We start from the raw sequence: 18,799 nt of genomic DNA on the forward strand, positions 1-18,799 counted from the left end.
TAGGGGGATAAAGATAAAAATGCACATTAAAGATCGAAGTTCGATTCATGAAAATAAAGAAGTAGAAGCGTTTTGGAAGGAGCAATTATCTTCCGAGATTCTCGATTTTTCTGTATTTAAATTTAATAGCGATTACCAACTAAATAAAGAAACACCTTGTGAATACGTTCAAGTCATAGTGAATGTAGAATTTAGTAAAAGTATACAAAAAATAAGTAAGTCTCAAGATTTATTATTATTTAGCTGGTTTCAAGCCGCTTTAAGGGTTTGTTTGGCACATTATACAGATCAAGAAAGAATTACTATTGGTATTCCTATAATTGAAAAGAATCTTGAACAAAGTGAGAATCTTAATAAGTTGATTCCTTTAGGAAGTGAAATCCAGCCGCATCACACCTTTAAACAATTAGTAAATGAGATTGAACAAACGACTTTATTCGGGTATGAAAATCAGGAGTATCCGCTCTCTGAATTATTAGTTAAACACAATTTAACTCCTTTTCAAATTGTAATCGGGATGGAAGGATTACATAATGAAAATTCGCTAGAAGAATACGCAGAGAATAATTTAGCCCTATGGATACGAAGAAAATGGAATGAAATACATAATGAATTTGAATTTCAAATTTCTTGCAAGTCCCGTTCATTCTCTTCTTTGCAACAGTTTGCCAATTCGTATTGTTATGTTTTAAAGCAAGTTTCACAAAATCCGAATTTGGCATTGAAAGATATTTGTATTATTGCAGAAGAAGAAAAAGAGTTGTTAGAAGGATTGAATACTTTTCAAACAGGCATAGACTTGTTTCAATCATTTCAAGATTTGTTTGAAGCGCAAGTATTAAAAACTCCAGATCAAATTGCTGTTGTTTGTAATGATCAATCTTTGACATATAGAGAATTGAATAAGAAAGCGAATCAATTGGCTTCTATTCTTCAAAGTAAAGGTGTTTCAAAAGAAAGTATTATTGGCGTTATGGTAAATCGGTCATTAGAAATGATTATTGGTATGATGGGGATTTTAAAAGCAGGAGCAGCCTATTTACCAATAGACCCTAACTACCCAACTGAACGAATTGAATATATGTTACAAGATAGTCAAGCAAAATATTTACTTAGTAAGCGAACAGAGGAAGTATTGCCACAATTTGCAGGTGAAGTACTGTATCTTGATAAAGAATATCTTTTTCAAGGTGAAGAAAGTAATTTAGTACGAGAACATAATCCTAATGATTTAGCTTATGTTATTTACACATCAGGATCGACAGGAAATCCAAAAGGGGTAATGATAGAACAAAAATCGCTAGTTCATTTTTTAAATGTAATGAGAGAAAAAGTAAAAGCTAATCAATCATTCTTGTTTCTTGCTAGTGTATCTTTTGATATTTCCTTGTTAGAAATATGTCTTCCTTTAACGCAAGGTTCAAAAGTAGTAATTGCTACAGAGGACCAGTTTGTAACAAAAGAATTGGCTCATTTGGTCAAAAAACATAAGGTGGATTTATGGGAATCAACGCCATCGCGAATGGAAGTGATTTTGAGTGATCCAGAAGGGGCGATTTTTCTAAAAGATTTAAAATCTATTTTATTAGCAGGAGAATCATTTTCCATTGATTTGGTTGAAAAAATTCGTTGTATCAGTGAAGCAACAATTTTAAATATTTATGGTCCCACAGAAACAACCATTTGCGCAACAGTAAAAGACTTGAGCACTTCCAAAGAAGTTACGATTGGCAAACCTAACCCGAATTATCATTCCTATATATTGAATAAGTATGGCCAATTAAAACCATTTGGAATTCCCGGTGAACTCTGCATTGCTGGCGTAGCGGTAGCACGAGGGTATCTTGGTAAAAATAAACTGACAGATGAAAAGTTTGTACCGAGTCCTTTTGCGGCAGGGGAAATGATGTATCATACAGGTGATCTCGTTCGTTGGTTGCCTAATGGAGAACTTGAATATTTAGGTAGAATGGATCATCAAGTGAAAATTCGGGGGTATCGGATTGAATTAAGAGAAATCGAAACTCAATTAAGGGAATATCCAGAAATAAACCAGGCTATCGTTGTTGATCAAGTGTATGGAAATAGGAAATTATTAGCTGCCTACTATGTATCGGATAACAAGGTGTCTTTTGGTGAAATCAGAAAATATTTAAGTGATAAATTACCTGAGTTTATGATTCCTGAAAAAATGATTCAGGTAGAAGAGATTCCATTGAATCCAAATGGAAAAGTGGATAGAAAAAGATTGTTGGATATAACACAAACGGATTATGTATCAATTCCATACGTTGCTCCGCGCAATGAAATTGAACAAAAATTAGTGCGTGCATGGGAAAAAGTTATGGAGATTGAGGGAATCGGTATTCATGATAATTTTTTTGCATTAAAAGGAGAATCTATTAAAGCACTTCAGGTAATTAATTTATTAAGAAAAGACTGCTTAAAAATAAGTACAACAGATTTTTTTAAGCACCCCACAATCGCTCAATTGAGTTCTTGTGTAAAGTTAGAGCATAAAGAGGAAAACCTTGAAAGTAGACCAACTCATGTTAAAGATTTGTCTAAGCCATTTTCCTTAACAGAAGTTCAGACAGCGTATATGATAGGACGGAATTCACAGTTTGAATTAAGCGGTATTTCACCTCAAACATATTTTGAATATGAAACAGCATTGGATATCAATCGTCTTTCAAAAAGTTTTCAAAAGGTAATTCATCGTCATCCAATGTTGCGAGCTGTAATTTTACCAGAGGGAAAACAGCAAATATTACAAAGCGTTCCTGATTACGAGATTGAAATAGTGAGTCTCATAGATTTAGATGATAGGAATCAACATGCTCGCTTACAAGAAGAGCGTTCTCGAATGACTAACCATGTATTCCCTTTGGGGCAATGGCCTTTGTTTGAATTGAAAGCTTTTCTTTTAAAAGAAGACACGTATTTATTATGTTTTCGATACGATGCTTTATTAATGGACGGAGCAAGCATGAACATTGTTGGACAGGATTTGTTGCATTATTATTATAAACCAAATCAAAAATTAGAATCTTTATCTTTTGATTTTCAAGATTATATGTTTATCTATGATGAAATGGAACAAAGCGAAGAATATAAAACAGCAAAAGATTATTGGACAAGTAAGCTTCCTGACTTTCCGTTTGCACCTTCTTTGCTGTTAAAAAAGGATCCAGCAGAGATTGCTACTCCTAAATTCCAATCACTTACAAAAATCCTGGATAATAAAAAATGGACAAAGCTACGAAAGTTAGCACAAGAGAAAGCGGTAACGCCTTCCGCTCTACTTTGTACAATATATGGTGATGTGTTGACATATTGGAGTAATCAACGTCGATTAGCAATTAACTTGACTGTATTTAACCGTTATCCTGTTCATGATGAAGTAGAACAGATTGTTGGAGATTTCACATCACTTATTTTATTGGATGTTGATGTAAAACCAGAGCAAACTTTCTTTACTAGAGTAAAAGAAACGCAAGCTACTTTATTAGATGGCCTTGAACATCGTCATTACGATGGAGTTAACTTTATTCGAGATTTTACTCGATATCATCAAATGACGCCAAAAGCAGTTATGCCAATCGTTTTCACCTCGATGTTAGCAGGTGCAGGTGCTTTCTCTTGGGAACAACTTGGTTCTCTTCGTTATATTCATGCTCGGACTCCACAAGTGTATTTGGATAATGTAGTAATTGAAAAAAATGGAGAGTTATTAATTAGCTGGAACTATGTTGAAGAGTTGTTTGATGTTGATGTAATAGAAGCAATGTTTTCCCAATTTGTTGACTTATTGGAACAATTGGTGAAACAAAGCGATATAACATCTTTGCATATGAAAGAATCGGATCAAACTTTAATTAAGCAATACAATGAAACAACAGAAAAAATATCTTCAACTACTCTGTATCAATTATTTACAGACCAAGTAAAACGTACGCCGGATGAAGTAGCAGTGGTATTTGAACAAGAATGGTTAACATACTCGGAACTTCATAAACGTTCTAATCAAATTGCCCACTTCTTAAAAGAGCAAGGTATTGGTCTAGGTGACAAAGTGGGTCTTTTAGCAAAAAGGCGAGTTGACACAATTGTTAATATGTTAGGTATTTTAAAATCAGGTGCCGCTTATGTTCCGATTGATCCCGATCATCCTTTAGATCGCCAAACATATATTTTAAAAAATAGCTCATGCAAGCTTTTATTAGAACCTAGTCTTTATGAAGAAAATCATTTGTCATTTTATACAACAGAAGATATGCCCGCTATTGCTGGTCCAGAAGATATTGCCTATATTATATACACTTCAGGAAGTACAGGAAAACCAAAAGGAGTAATTATTACTCACCAAGCGGTTACAAATACTATTCAAGACATAAATCAAAAATATGAGGTGAATGAAGATGATCGTATTATTGGTATCTCTTCCATGTGTTTTGACCTATCTGTATACGATATTTTCGGAGCTTTAAGCACAGGTGCAATGTTAGTAATGATTCGTGATCCGAGAGACATGCAAGAATTAATCCGCACTGTCGAACGTAGAGGGATTACAATTTGGAATACAGTGCCTGCAATCATGGATTTGGCATTGGAGCAAGTAGGTTCTCATTTTGAATATCCTTCTTTACGTTTAGTTTTACATAGTGGAGATTGGATTCCGCTTTCTTTACCAGAAAAAATAAAACGACATTTTCCGATTGCAGAAGTAGTCTCACTAGGAGGGGCAACAGAAGCATCGATTTGGTCAATTTATTATCCGGTCAAACAGGTGGAATCACATTGGAATAGTATTCCATACGGGATGCCCTTGGCAAACCAAACGTATTATGTGTTGAACTATGAAAAGAAAATGTGCCCTGTTGGTGTAATTGGAGATTTATATATCGGGGGAGTGGGCCTTGCTAAAGGATATGTAAATGATGAAAAGAAAACAAATGAAGCGTTTGTGTCACATCCTGATTTTGGTCTTATATATAAAACAGGAGATTGTGGAAAAATGCATTCTGAGGGATATATTGAATTTTTAGGCCGCCAAGATTACCAAGTGAAAATTCAGGGATATCGAGTAGAGTTAGAAGAAATCTCTCATTGTCTTCTAACTTATAAACAAGTCGAACATGCTGTCGTAATTGATCAAACAGATGAGAACGGAATAAAATTTTTAGTTGCATATGTGGTAACTGAGCAAAATATTAGTACAACAGAACTACGAAAGCATTTGCGAGATCACTTGCCAGATTATATGATTCCTTCTTATTTTGTTTATTTGGACCAATTACCCCTGACTCCAAACGGGAAATTAGATAGAAAAGCGCTCCCTACTCCGGAGAAACAAAAAAATAAAGTATTTATTGCCCCAAAAACTGAAATGGAAAAAATATTAACTAGTATTTGGCAAGAAGTACTCAAAATAGATCAAGTTGGAGTAAATGATCATTTCTTCGCCTTAGGTGGAGATTCGATAAAAGCGATTCAAGTGTCCGTCAGACTGTATCGACAAGGATTCGAGCTTGAACCAAAAAATATATTTTCATTTCCTATATTAAGGGACATGGTTCAATTTGTTAAAAAGCTAGACCAGTTTTCAAGTTCACAAACAAATGATGTAAACATAATGAACGATAATAAAGCTACATTACTAAATGTTAAAGATAAACAACTTAATCAACATACACTTAACAAAATACAAGAAAAAATGCCGGATATAAAAATAGAACGTATTTACCCGTTAGCACCTTTCCAGGAAGTTATTTATGAGCATGCTACGAATGAACCTGATACAAATGCATATTTTGAACAAACAATTTGGGCACTTGAGGGGGAGCTGGATATTAAACTCTTTATTCAGTGTTTCCAACAATTAGTTGATCGTCATGATTCTTTAAGAACAATAATTGTGCAAGATGAACAAGCAAAACCTTGGCAAGCTGTTCTATATGATGTTCAAATAAATTCAGAAATAAAAAACTTGATTGAGATGACGAAACAAGAACAGCAAGAATTCCTAAAACAGTGGATGAATGAAAATTTAAGTCGAGGATTTAAAAATGATGAACTTATGACACGTCTCTGTATATTCCAACTAGGTAATAACGAGCATAAAGTAATTTGGAGTTCCCATCATCTATTATGTGATGGTTGGAGCGTCAGCATTTTGATAGACGAATTATTCCAGCTCTACGAAACTACAAATGCCGGAACTACGGCGGGGTTACCCATGGTAAAACCTTTTGAAACATTTATAGATTGGACTTTGGCACAAGATCATGAGAAAGCACGTCATTTTTGGCGAGATTATTTATCAGGATACAATCAGAAAATTAGTATTCCTAAAAAGAAAGTCCCATCTAAAAGTGAAGGGTTAAACTTCGCTTTTATGGATTTAACATTAGACAAGGATTTGACTGATCAGTTACAGACATTTGTAACTAAAAATAATATAACTATGAATACGGCATTACTAGCTGTATGGGGAATATTGCTTGGCAAATTCAACGGAACGAGAGAAGTAGTATTGCCTAATCTAGTATCAGTCAGACCTCCCGAAGTAGAAGGAATTGAAAATATGTTCGGTCTGTTCACAAATGTTTTGCCTATCCGATTAGCATGGACAGAAACGCAATCTTTTGTGGACTTCCTGCAAAAGGTACAACTAGAGACATTGAAATGTAATGAGTATGCATACTATTCATTTGTTGATATACAAAAGCAAAGTGAATTAAAAACTGAGTTGACTGACCATCTTTGGGTTTTTGAAAACTATCCAACTAATCCAGCAATCTTTTCTTCAAATGAAAACAGACATTTTGCTATCACGGATTACGAAGTTGTTGATGAGCCACATGTAAAGTATGGAATTATGTGCTTCCCTGAAGAAAGACTTACAATAAAGTTTGGATATGATCAAACCGTATATGAAGCAGAGAAAATACAGGAAATATTAAATCACATCCATGGGTTAATCAACACGATTCTTCAAAATCCAATACAAACAATTTGTGATTACAAATTATAAAAAATGAAAAGGCGAGCAAGAACTCGCCTTTTTAAATAGAATAGGAGTAAATCAAATGACAAAAAAATTACAGTTATCAGCCGAAGAGATGCGTCAGTTAGGATATCAAGCGGTTGACTTGATTGTTGATCATATGAATCATTTAAAAAGTAAACCAGTTTCAGAAACGATTGATAGTAATATTTTTAGAGACAAGCTAATTGAAACGATTCCGGAAAACGGATCTAATCCAAAAGAATTACTTCATTTTCTTAATAACAATGTGTTTAATCAAATTACTCATGTGGATCATCCTCATTTTATGGCTTTTGTGCCAGGTCCTAATAATTATGTTGGTGTATTAGCAGATTTTTTAGCAAGTGGGTTTAATGTATTTCCTACAGCTTGGATAGTAGGTGCAGGTGCCGAACAAATTGAATTAACGACAATTAACTGGTTAAAATCAATGCTAGGATTCCCTGATTCAGCTGAAGGACTATTTGTCAGTGGTGGTTCCATGGCTAATTTGACTGCACTTACTGTAGCGAGACAGGTCAAGCTGAATAATGACATAGAAAATGCGATTGTTTATTTTTCTAACCAAACTCATTTTTCTGTAGATCGAGCACTTAAAGTATTAGGTTTTAAACAGCATCAAATTTGCCGAATTGAGACAGATGAAGACTTAAAAATTTCAGTTAGTACTTTAAGAAAACAAATAAAAGAAGATCGATTAAAAGGGAAAAAACCATTCTGTGTTATTGCTAATGCAGGGACAACGAATTGCGGAGCGGTGGACTCCCTCGATGAATTGGCTGATGTATGTGGTGATGAAGATATATGGCTACACGTGGATGGGGCTTATGGGGCTGCAGCAATTCTCAGTGAAAAAGGAAGGGAGTTATTAAGTGGAATTCATCGTGCCGATTCTTTAACGTTAGACCCGCATAAATGGCTTTTTCAGCCTTATGATGTTGGTTGTGTACTTATTCGAAATAGCCAATATTTAAGTGAAACATTCCGTATGATCCCAGAGTATATTAAGGATACAGAAACTAATATAGAAGAAAAAGTGAATTTTGGGGAACGTGGAATTGAACTTTCTCGTAGATTTAGAGCATTAAAGGTATGGCTTTCTTTTAAAGCATTCGGAGTTACAGCTTTTCGTGAGGCAATTGATCATGGCATTATGCTAGCTGAACAAGTTGAAGAGTTTTTAAGGAAAGAAAAAGATTGGGAAGTAGTAACACCTGCCCAATTAGGAATTGTTACTTTTCGTTATATTCCATGTGAGCTAACATCTACAGATACAATTCATGAAATAAACAAAAAATTGGTGGAAGAAATTAATCAAAGAGGATTTGCTATGCTAAGTACGACTAAATTAAAAGAAAAAGTAGTAATTCGACTTTGCTCTATCAACCCAAGAACCACAAAAGAAGAAATACTTCAAATCATGATGAACATAAAAGCATTAGCAGAGGAAATAAACACATCGCCTAAACATCTTATATCTGTTTCTCAACCTTGATATATTAGGCGGATTTTACATATTAATAGCCGATTCTTATTTAGAATCGGCTATTATATTTAAATGATAAATACATATATACTATTTATAAGTGTTTCTCTTGTAATGGGATTAAGCCTCAACCTTGGATACTCGTTTGAAACCAGTCTTTATTGCTTGTACTATTTCGTTCACAGCATAAATAGATACATCGGCATTTGGATTTAACCCTTCAAACCAGTGATAGGCATTTGGATATAAATGAAACTCCACATCAACACCAGCTTGTGCTAGTTTGCTTACATAGGTTAATGTTTCGCTGCGGAATGGATCAAATTGACCAACAAATGTGTAAGTATACGGTAAGTCACTATAATCCTCAGCTCGAGAAGGTGCTGCATAGGCAGGGATTTGATCCGTTCCATACATTTCTCCTAAATACATTTTCCAGCCAGCTTCATTTGCCTTTTGGTTCCAAACAAATCCCTCTTTAATTTCATTCGCTGAAGGTGTATCATTTCTGTCATCAATCATTGGATATAGTGGCATTTGTAAACAAATTGAAGGATATTTTCGATCTCGTGCTAATAATGATAATGCTGCTGTTAGTCCACCGCCAGCGCTTACTCCTGCAACCCCAATTCGATTCGAATCAATGTTTAATGACTTTGCATTATCAGCAATCCATTTTAAAGCTGAATAGCAATCCTCAATTGGTGCTGGGTAAGGGTGTTCAGGTGCTAAGCGGTAGTCTACAGACACGACCACACAGCTAGCTTCTTTTGCAAACCTCATACAAGTATCATCGTTATCATCTATAGACCCTAAGATATAACCTCCACCATGTATCCATAATAAGACAGGTAAAGATTCATGATTTGATTTTGGACGATAAATTCGTAATGGTAACGGATTATCATCAGGCCCAACAATGACTTTATCTGTTAAAGAAAGAGAGTCATCAACAACGGTAGGTGGTCTCATTTGAGCTATTCCTTCTCTGATTGATTGCAAATTTTCTGGGCGTAAATCGAGATCCGGAAACATCTCTAACCCTTGTAATAATTCTGGATTTACTCTAGTTTTCATTTTAGCACCTCTATTTGTAATTGTTTTCAAATAAATGAAGTGTATTCTAAGTAGTTTAATTGTGAAAGAACACCACAATTAAATTGTAAATTGGATATGTTATAACGGTCAACAGAATATTCGGAAACTAAAACCTTTCTCAAGAAGGAGTTTCATGCAATCAATAATACAAGTAGTGGATTTAAGAGCAAAGTGGTTTAATGTCGTTGTAATTATGTACATTAGAAAAATTTCTTTTTGAGTCTAGAAAAGGATTAGATTCTTTTCTAGACTCATGAAGAATTATGAAAAGCAAAATTTTATAGATAGTTATCTTAAAAATAAACAAAGAGAGAAGAACTAGCCAATGTTCTTCTCTCTTTTTCATATGTAATTAGGGTATCCATAACTGTAAATACGGATGGTATAGATTTATGGATGAATAATTTATTTTTAAATTAATAACGTAATACATAAAGATTTTTGTATGTAATATTGCATATACAGGGACCACTGGTGAAAATGCTGAGCAATGTTTTTCCATATGGTAAATTAGTTCCTTAGTTATTTATTTTATTTCATTTTCAATCGTGTAAGGCTTGGGGCTAAGATTTACAAAGGTGACTAGTAAAAAATATAACAATATAAGTATAAGATTTTGTACTTAGTAATCTCACAATTTAAGGCATGACATTGGATAAGTGTGAGGAGTTCAATCGATTTTGAATAAAATCAATAGTATCAGTTGCAATTTTTTTACGTTTAAGAACGATCCCGGCATGCCCACATTTATAAATATATCGTGTAGGTCTTTCCCAAGATTCCCACAAGTAGTCTGTATCCTCAGAATGCACATATAGATCATGCTTACCTGAAATTAATAAAATATTTTCTTTTTTTACTTTTGGCAATGCTTGACTCGGTTCAGTGATTTTCCAATAATCTATTAAATCATCATACGTAACACCATGATGTTCCAAGTCTTCTCTAATAAATTTACCTGGAGTTGTATTCCAAATCGAATAAGAAAGTCGATTTGCATAGAAAATGGATGCTAATACATCAATTTCTTCTTCAACAAGAGAGGTTAAGTTAGTAATAAATCCGCCTAAACTAATTCCTATTAGAATCAGGGGCCCCTTTTTATTTGCTTTAATCCATTTAATCAAAGCTCGTAAATCAGCTACCGCTTGTCTAGTTGCTTGTAATGTTCGTTCAATATTTGCACTTACCATATACTCTCCACTGAATAAGGATTGATCGGGTTTTCTTTCAAAATGATAGGGTAGAGTGAAATAATACATATTCCACTTCAGGCTGGTCATATGATCGTGGAATATTTTTTTCACACGTTCGTTAGAATCCATTCTCCAACCGTGAACAAAGATAACATGAGGTGCATTTTCATTTTTATGTAAGAATAATTCCCCAGTTACAGAGTCGTTGTGTGAATCACCGGATTGAACCGAACTTTTATAGTTGAATTGCCCAACTATGTATTCATTTTCCTGCTTTGAATGCTTAATGTCAAAATGAAAATGTGATGGTTTTACTTTATAAAAAGATTCTATGTTCTTTATATTTAATGAAGTGTTAGAAAGGGAAGTAAACTGAAACGCTACACTTCTTTTTTTGTGTAAATCATATAAGGCGTACCAATCAATGAGTTTTGAAAAAATCAAATTAACCTCCTCCAAAATACATATTGTTTAAAACATAGACAAAATTTATGTTTTAAATTAATTAGGAAATATTCTCTTTTCCTAATAGTAGGTGCTTGAATTATAAAAATAGGTGATAAATTTGCATATTATATTATAAAGCTTACAATAAATAATTTATACTAAAATTTAAGAAGTAAGTTAATATTCTTATCCTTATAAAAGAATGTTAACTTGTTTCTTTTCTTATAAAAAGATGTAATTTCTATGAGGAACTTAACAATTCCCATCTAGATATTCACAAATAGCTTCTCTATATTTATTGTATAGAAATTATACAATAAATATATTTTTTATATTATATACATTAAATTAAGCTTAACCTCTCTTTTCTATAAGTCTCTTAAATTGACTAACTCCTTACCAATATTCAAAAACGACTGCATTTTTGAATTTGTGTTCTAGTTTTTCTTGAACAGGTAAATGAATAACTACACATAAACTCCTTATATCTCTAGTTAAACTACCGATTAGCTCCATATAAACTCTAGATAACCTATATAGAATACAAGTTATCAAGGAGGTAAGAAAAATGAATTTTATGAAACGAGCAATTCTCAGTATGAAAAAAAGGATAGGAACATCATTAATTTTGATGGCAGTTTTTCTGATTGTTACAAATTTGGTTCTTTCAGGTTTCACAATCCAAAATGCATCAAAAAAAGCAGTGGATGCTGCAAGAAAAAAACTTGGTGCAGATGTTACTTTAGGTCTTGATTTCGACAAAATAGGTCAAAAAGCTAAGGAAACTGGAGAAATGCCAAATCCGCCGCAGCTCGATGCAAAAGAAACAGATCAATTAGCGAAGTCCAAGTATGTAAAAGATTATAATTACATAGCTAACACTTTCGGTATTTCTGATGGGCTTAAACTAGTAGGAGCTTCAGAAGGAGAAGAAGAAGGAAAAGGTAAAGTGGGAATGACGGCTGCGCGAGGCGGTTCAAGCTCTGGTACAGAAATAGATATGAATGCTTCTTTTATGATTGAGGGAGTTCGCAAGACTGCATTACAAGAAAGCTTTAAAAACGGAAAAAGTAAAATCATTGATGGAAAACCAATAACAGAGCAAATGAAAGATCAGAATGTAGCTTTAATGGAAAAACGATTAGCGGAATTAAACAATTTGAAAGTAGGAGACAAAGTTAAAGTACAATCAGGGGATAAGAAGGAAACTCTTGAGGTTGAAATTATCGGCATTTACGAAACAAATGAGCAAGCAATGGGTCAACAGGCTCCTCCTATTATGGATCCAGCTAATAAACTATATATGCCGCATTCAACTATGAAAAAATTAGAAGTAGACCAAGGTATAAGTAGTGGTCAAGTCGTGTATTTCTTGAATGATCCACAATATATTGATGCATTTAAAAAAGAAGCAAAAAAATCTAACATTGATTTTAATTATTATAAATTAGATGCGCATGATTCATTGTACAAGCAAATGATTGGTCCTATCGAAAATATCTCTTCGACTTCTCAAATGATTATTTATATTGTATCGATTGCAGGTGCAATTATTTTAGGATTAATCATTATGCTATCAATTAAAGGACGTCGTAAAGAAATGGGAATTCTATTGTCTATTGGAGAGAAAAAGTGGAAATTGATAGCGCAATTCGTAGTAGAAGTAGTGTGTGTCGCTATTTTAGCATTTGGATTATCCATAACAACAGGAGCTAAAGTTTCTCAATATATCGGGGATAATTTACTTTCGAATGAAATTGCTACTGCAAGCGAAGAAACAGATACTTCGCAACATGGTACTGTAATGATGGCTGGATCTGGTGGTACTCTACAAAACCAAAAAGAAGATCCAATTGATAAAATTGATGTAAGTGTAACAGGAGAAGATGTAGGGAAAATGGGTGGAATTGGACTGGCTATTGCTATAATAGCAACGCTTCTTCCATCATTATCTATTCTACGTTTAAACCCAAAACAAATTCTTTTAAAAGATGAATGAGGAGGCTTAATATGGAGACGATTTTACAGTTTAAAAATTTGGATTATTATTATGAAAGTAATGGGAAAAATGTAGCGATACTAGATAATGTTAACTTTTCTTTTCAAAAAGGACATTTCTACACGATTTTAGGACCATCTGGATCTGGTAAAACCACAACTCTGAGCTTAGGTTGTGGACTGGATGTCCCTAAAAATGGTTATGTACTGTATAATGGTAAAGATATTAGAAAAATTGGTTTGGATCGATACCGTAATCAAAATGTATCTGTAATTTTCCAATCTTATAATTTGATAACCTATATGACAGCTCTTCAAAATGTCTTAACAGCAATGGAAATTACGGGTGTTAAAGTGCAAAATAAAACAGCAAGAGCATTAGAATTGTTAGAAAGGGTAGGACTCACAGAAGTTGAAGCGAAACGAAACGTCCTGCAACTAAGCGGCGGACAACAACAGCGTGTAGCAATTGCTCGAGCACTATCTTGTAATGTTGATTTACTGATTGCAGATGAGCCGACAGGAAACCTCGACGAGGAAACTGCAATGGATATAATAGAACTATTTCAAGAACTTGCACATAAAGAGAATAAATGCATTATTGTTGTGACGCACTCACAGGAGGTTGCTAAAAAATCAGATCGTGCAGTGTATTTAAGTAAGAAGAAGTTGGTCGTAAATGAAATCTAATATAAACATCGTAGCTTTTTAATTCACATAATTTTCAAAATCTAGACCTTTCAAAAGCTTATATTTGATTTATAATAAAATCAAGCCATAATCAAAATGGTCTCCCTGTACTGAATGTTAAAATAGTTTGTTGTTCCCGTTTTAATAATATAATAAAAAGAACTTGTAGGATATTCTACAGGTTCTTTTTATTATAATTGGTTACCTATATCATGGGATAATCACACATAAAAAACGGGACATTACCTAGATGTATGACCTAAATATCGTCCCGTTTACCTACTCTGTATAGTTATTGCAGAATTAAACCTACAATCATAATTAAACTAAATACTATTATCCAACCAAACGCACAATAGCCAAAAATTCTAATCCATTTAGGTAATTGATGCATGTTAATTTTATTTGTGGGAACTCCTTGCATAGAAAACATCATTTTTTGATCTCTATCTCTATTATTTTGTTGTTCATACATACTATCATCACCTTTCCAGAACTATTGCGTTTATAGTATATCAGCCTAAAGAAAATTATGTACAGAATAAGAAGGGATAGCATAAATATTATGTGGTGAATTTTATAAATAAATGCATTTAATTGCCATGGTTCTAAGCACTAATTCGTTATAAATACTGAAAAAGAGCACTACATAAATAGGACTCATTTTCTTCAAATATTAAGTTGCTGGATATAAATCAGAACCAAGGTAACGTTCTTTTATAATTTGAAGATGATGAAGCTCATGACCAGCAATAATGTATGCTAATGCACGAACTGTAACTTCAGAATTATTCGCATTTCCTCTTTGTGACCAAGCTTCTTTATCTAAGCTTCTAAGTAAATGCAGGGTAGATTGGCGAACAACTATTAAATTCCCAAGAAGATCTTGCATAGATTGCTTATCAAAAGCAGCTCTAAGAACATACATATCATCAAATGAAAAACCTGTTAATAAGTTTATACTTACTATAAAAACAAACAAACTCGTCCTATTTAAAGGAGAGTTTGTTTGTTTTTATGTTTAGATAATGGAATACTCATGCAAAATTGCACACTATGTTCCATATTTTTCATTGAATACTTTATATCTAGTGTTTCAAGAATTTGTTTAACAATATATAGCCCCAAACCATTTCCTCCAGTATTTCGATTTCTTGATTTTTCAATTCGATAAAATGGTTTGAAAATTTGTTGTAAATCTTCATCTTTAATATTGACACCTGTATTTATAATTTGCATTTTGATTTGACCTTGTTTCGAATCCTCACTTAACTTTATATAGACTTTTTCATTATGTGGTGAATACATAACCGCATTGTGTATAATATTTTTACATGCTTTTTCTAAAAGAGCACAATCTGTATAAATAGAAAGGTCAAAATCAATTTCTTTTATTATTTCGATGTTTTTTTGAGAAGCAAAAAATTCGAGATCTTTTGTAATTGTACCTATTAATTTTGAAAGATTAACTTTCTCTACTTTTAGTTTGAAGGTGTGTTGTTCTAATTTCGATACGCTTAAAATTTCACGAACTAATTGTTCCATACTTTCAATAATTTGATGATTCTTCTTTAAATATTGATCGCGATTTTGATAAGGGCCAATATTGTATATCATTCCTTCTAAGTATCCTTTCATTACAGTAAGAGGGGACTTTAATTCATGTGCTACAATCGCAAAAAACTCTCTGCGTTTTGTTTCTATTTCTCTTTCTTTTTCAATATCATTTTTTAATTGTTCATTTGCTTTTTTTAAATCAAACATAGCTTGTTGTAAGTTAATAGACAAGTCATTCAAACTATTAGATAATTCTCCTAACTCATCTGTAGAGCGAACCTCAATTTTTTCGGAGAAATCTAAATTTGCCATCTTTTGTGCACCTTCATTAATATAAATAAGTGGCTTTGTAATAAACCTGGAATAAAAATAAGCACTCCCTATACCAATAACGAGCACAATGATACTAATATAGGGGAGAAAGCGTACTAAAACCTGTGAAGCTTCATCAATCGGTTGAAATGTAGCAAACACTATAAGCGTTAAACTACCATCTTGGAATTGAATTGGTTTCGTAACATTATATGAATTGCTGAGGGTACTTGCATTCTCGAATCGTGTTGCTTTAGTAACTACTGTTTTTTGCGTACCACTTTGAATAAAAGAAAATGAAGGAGAGTAAATAATTACTCCTTCTTTATTTTGAAGATAAAGCATCGCATTATTTTTTTTGGCGTATTCATCAAAAAGTGGTATCGCATCTTGAAACGTAAGATTTTTAGACTTATCAATGATTTCGTTTATCCCTGTTTGAAGTTGATCTGTTTTATATTGCTCATAAAACGTAGGGAGAAAGAAGTATAAAGTTAAATAAATCAATACTGCAAAGGATAATAAAATGAGAGATGTAGTCATAAAGAGTTTATAAGTAATTTGCTTCATTTTCATGAGTTTCACAATACTATTCATCAATTTTATAACCAATACCCTTTATTGTTTTAATATAAGGGATAGCTAATTTTTTGCGTAGGTTTTTAATATGTGTATCAATTATTCGTGTTTCTCCAAAATAATCGTAACCCCAGACTTTCTCTACGATATTTTCTCTTGTGAGTACTTTTCTCTCATTTTGAAATAGTAGTTGTAGAATTTCAAACTCTTTTGTCGTTAATATAATTTCAACGTCATTTACATATACTCTATATGCATCCACATCAATACGCACTTCTTTAAATATCAAATGATTATTTACATTTTTATCATAACTTCTTCTAAGTACAGCTTCGACTCGTCTAATCAAAACATGAAATGAAAAGGGCTTTGTTATATAATCATCGATCCCAAGGTCGAATCCTTTCATTTGATCTTCCTCTTCTTCCAACGCAGTTAGCATAATAATTGGTACGTTTGACTGACTTCGAATCATTTTAGAAACTTCAAACCCATTAAGATTGGGCATCATGACATCTAGAAGAATTAAATCAAATGATTGCTTATTAAATTGTGTCATACCCTCTAGTCCATCTGAAGCGACTATCACTGTATAATGCTGCGTCATTAAAAATTGTTTAATTAATTCCTGAATTTCTTGATCGTCCTCTACCACGAGAATATGATAGTTTTTCATAATATCACCTCTGGTAGTCATTATAGCCGTACTATCTGGAGTTTATGTGGAGATACAATAGGAACTTCATAGGACGTTTAACGTATTAGCTTCATTTTCAAGAATGTGTATTCTCCAAAAAATATGATTAGCCATATTCCTTTTTATGAAAAAATAATTGTATGCTTGAAAAAACTTATCGTATGAAAAGCTGAACGATTTATATTTCTAAAAAACCAATGTATAATATTGGGAACTGCATGTGATTTCTTAAACTGTGTGAACATATACTTTCGCTACTTACTAGAAGGGGAAACGGAAATGAATTTCAATATAAAAAAAGCTAGCGAAATTATAGAGTGTACTTCACAAACTTTAGAGTTTTTTGCTAATTTAGTAAACGATTAAGGTGTGAACTAAGGATTATTTAAATCATGCGAGAAAGGTTGTGAAATTATTTGATGGGTTATAAAGCGATGCTGTTTGATTTAGATGATACATTACTTGATAGGGATAAAGCAGTAGAGGCATTATTTTTAATTGTTTTAGAAAAGTGTTATGAAAATGTAGATGGTGCGGCTAAAAGCAACATGTTACAGAAATTCAAAGAATACGATAAAAGAGAATATGGCATAAGTAATAAAACGACAGTTTTAGAATCATTGTTTGATGAATTCACGCCAAGGTATAGATTGCCACGCAATTACATCCAAGATTTTTGGAATAATAATTTCCCTAGATGTTTTTCAATAGACCAAAATACTATTCATTTCTTAAATCAAATAAAGAAGCACTTTAAAGTTGGAATTATAACAAATGGCTCAACTCAGAGGCAAAAAGCTAAAATATTTAACACGAATTTAAATAGGTATTTTGAAACAATCATTATTTCTGAAGAAGTGGGATTTAGTAAACCTGATAAACGTATATTCGAACTAGCATTAGATAAGCTAAATTTACAACCGGAAAATACTTTATTTGTTGGGGATGACTTAGAAAAGGATATTGCTGGTCCTCAAAATGCAAATATAAAAGGTGTGTGGTTTAACCCTCAGAAAATCAAGAATACTACCAAAATACAACCATATGCCGAGATTAACACTTTGGATAGTTTGTTAAGTTATGTTACTCCACAATATTTTTATAACAAGTAAAAGTAATTCCATATATATATTCAAAAATATAAAAAAAGAGAAACTATCATTAATTTCATTGACCGTATTAGTAATAAAAAAATATATATTTACAACAAAAAATAGAGGCCATTTTAATAGCTGAAGCTAATTTAATCTATGATTAATACGAAGTTTTGTAAAACAATTTTACTCATACTGTATAAATTATAAAGGGGTGGGACTATGGAAATAAAGAAAGTAGTAATCGATGGAATCAATATTGCGGTCATTAGGAACGATAAGGTATTAATATCGGATGTTCAGTCTGCATTAGATACTATGGCAACAGTTCAATATGAGGTAGATGCGAAACATATTATTATCCATAAATCTTTAATAAGTGAAGATTTCTTTGATCTAAAAACACGGCTTGCGGGCGATATCCTTCAAAAATTTATAAACTACAAGGTAAAGATTGCTATTGTTGGAGATTTCTCTATGTATACTAGTAAAAGCTTAAAGGATTTTATTTATGAATGTAATAAAGGGAATGACATTTTTTACTTAGCAACTGAACAACAAGCAATTGAAAAACTAAGTACATTAAAGTAATAA

General features: G+C 32.7%; 11 protein-coding genes and 1 pseudogene. 6 read left to right on the forward strand and 6 right to left on the reverse strand.

Features of this window, described 5'->3' with window-relative positions; translation table 11 throughout:
* Positions 1-19: 19 nt before the first annotated feature.
* Positions 20-7,036, forward strand: a complete 7,017-nt coding sequence (locus tag HFD78_RS11995; RefSeq protein ID WP_116291443.1) for a non-ribosomal peptide synthetase — start codon at positions 20-22, stop codon at positions 7,034-7,036.
* 55 nt (positions 7,037-7,091) lie between these two features.
* Positions 7,092-8,546: a pyridoxal phosphate-dependent decarboxylase family protein gene (locus HFD78_RS12000; RefSeq protein ID WP_000162820.1), complete on the forward strand. Its 1,455-nt coding sequence runs from the start codon at positions 7,092-7,094 to the stop codon at positions 8,544-8,546.
* Between the two features lie 111 nt (positions 8,547-8,657).
* Here the strand turns inward: HFD78_RS12000 and HFD78_RS12005 are convergent, their stop codons facing one another.
* Together HFD78_RS12005 and HFD78_RS12010 are read right to left on the reverse strand one after the other, a co-directional pair.
* The gene (locus tag HFD78_RS12005; RefSeq protein WP_000857942.1) at positions 8,658-9,614 is read right to left on the reverse strand and encodes an alpha/beta hydrolase; all 957 of its coding nucleotides are present in this window, start codon (positions 9,612-9,614) and stop codon (positions 8,658-8,660) included.
* A gap of 659 nt (positions 9,615-10,273) precedes the next feature.
* Positions 10,274-11,275 (reverse strand): alpha/beta hydrolase, encoded by a 1,002-nt coding sequence (locus tag HFD78_RS12010; protein WP_000577728.1) that lies wholly within the window; start codon positions 11,273-11,275, stop codon positions 10,274-10,276.
* A 571-nt stretch (positions 11,276-11,846) separates the two neighbouring features.
* Between HFD78_RS12010 and HFD78_RS12015 the strand changes: the two genes are divergently transcribed.
* Both HFD78_RS12015 and HFD78_RS12020 read left to right on the forward strand, forming a co-directional pair.
* Positions 11,847-13,277: an ABC transporter permease gene (locus tag HFD78_RS12015; RefSeq protein WP_191968077.1), complete on the forward strand. Its 1,431-nt coding sequence runs from the start codon at positions 11,847-11,849 to the stop codon at positions 13,275-13,277.
* An 11-nt stretch (positions 13,278-13,288) separates the two neighbouring features.
* Positions 13,289-13,966: an ABC transporter ATP-binding protein gene (locus tag HFD78_RS12020; RefSeq protein WP_000447855.1), complete on the forward strand. Its 678-nt coding sequence runs from the start codon at positions 13,289-13,291 to the stop codon at positions 13,964-13,966.
* A 292-nt stretch (positions 13,967-14,258) separates the two neighbouring features.
* Here the strand turns inward: HFD78_RS12020 and HFD78_RS12025 are convergent, their stop codons facing one another.
* From HFD78_RS12025 to HFD78_RS12040, 4 genes and pseudogenes are all read right to left on the reverse strand, one after another.
* Positions 14,259-14,441 carry a hypothetical protein gene (locus HFD78_RS12025; protein ID WP_000273232.1) on the reverse strand — a complete coding sequence of 61 codons (183 nt, stop codon included), beginning with the start codon at positions 14,439-14,441 and terminating at the stop codon, positions 14,259-14,261.
* Positions 14,442-14,642: 201 nt separating this feature from the next.
* A pseudogene (locus HFD78_RS12030) lies at positions 14,643-14,918 on the reverse strand (DinB family protein); the annotation flags it as partial.
* Positions 14,919-14,959: 41 nt separating this feature from the next.
* Positions 14,960-16,411 carry a sensor histidine kinase gene (locus HFD78_RS12035; protein ID WP_002196569.1) on the reverse strand — a complete coding sequence of 484 codons (1,452 nt, stop codon included), beginning with the start codon at positions 16,409-16,411 and terminating at the stop codon, positions 14,960-14,962.
* 13 nt (positions 16,412-16,424) lie between these two features.
* Entirely contained in the window at positions 16,425-17,090 is a 666-nt protein-coding gene (locus tag HFD78_RS12040; protein WP_000800726.1) for a response regulator transcription factor, read from the reverse strand.
* Between the two features lie 440 nt (positions 17,091-17,530).
* On the opposite strand from HFD78_RS12040, the gene HFD78_RS12045 reads away from it, so the two are divergent.
* Together HFD78_RS12045 and HFD78_RS12050 are read left to right on the forward strand one after the other, a co-directional pair.
* On the forward strand, positions 17,531-18,223 hold the full coding sequence (locus HFD78_RS12045) for an HAD family hydrolase (RefSeq protein ID WP_000540714.1): 693 nt from the start codon (positions 17,531-17,533) through the stop codon (positions 18,221-18,223).
* 204 nt (positions 18,224-18,427) lie between these two features.
* Positions 18,428-18,796 (forward strand): DUF4180 domain-containing protein, encoded by a 369-nt coding sequence (locus HFD78_RS12050; RefSeq protein WP_000403464.1) that lies wholly within the window; start codon positions 18,428-18,430, stop codon positions 18,794-18,796.
* Positions 18,797-18,799: the final 3 nt, after the last annotated feature.

This window comes from Bacillus sp. EKM501B (genome assembly GCF_011800505.1).
Taxonomy (GTDB): Bacteria; Bacillota; Bacilli; order Bacillales; family Bacillaceae_G; genus Bacillus_A; species Bacillus_A cereus.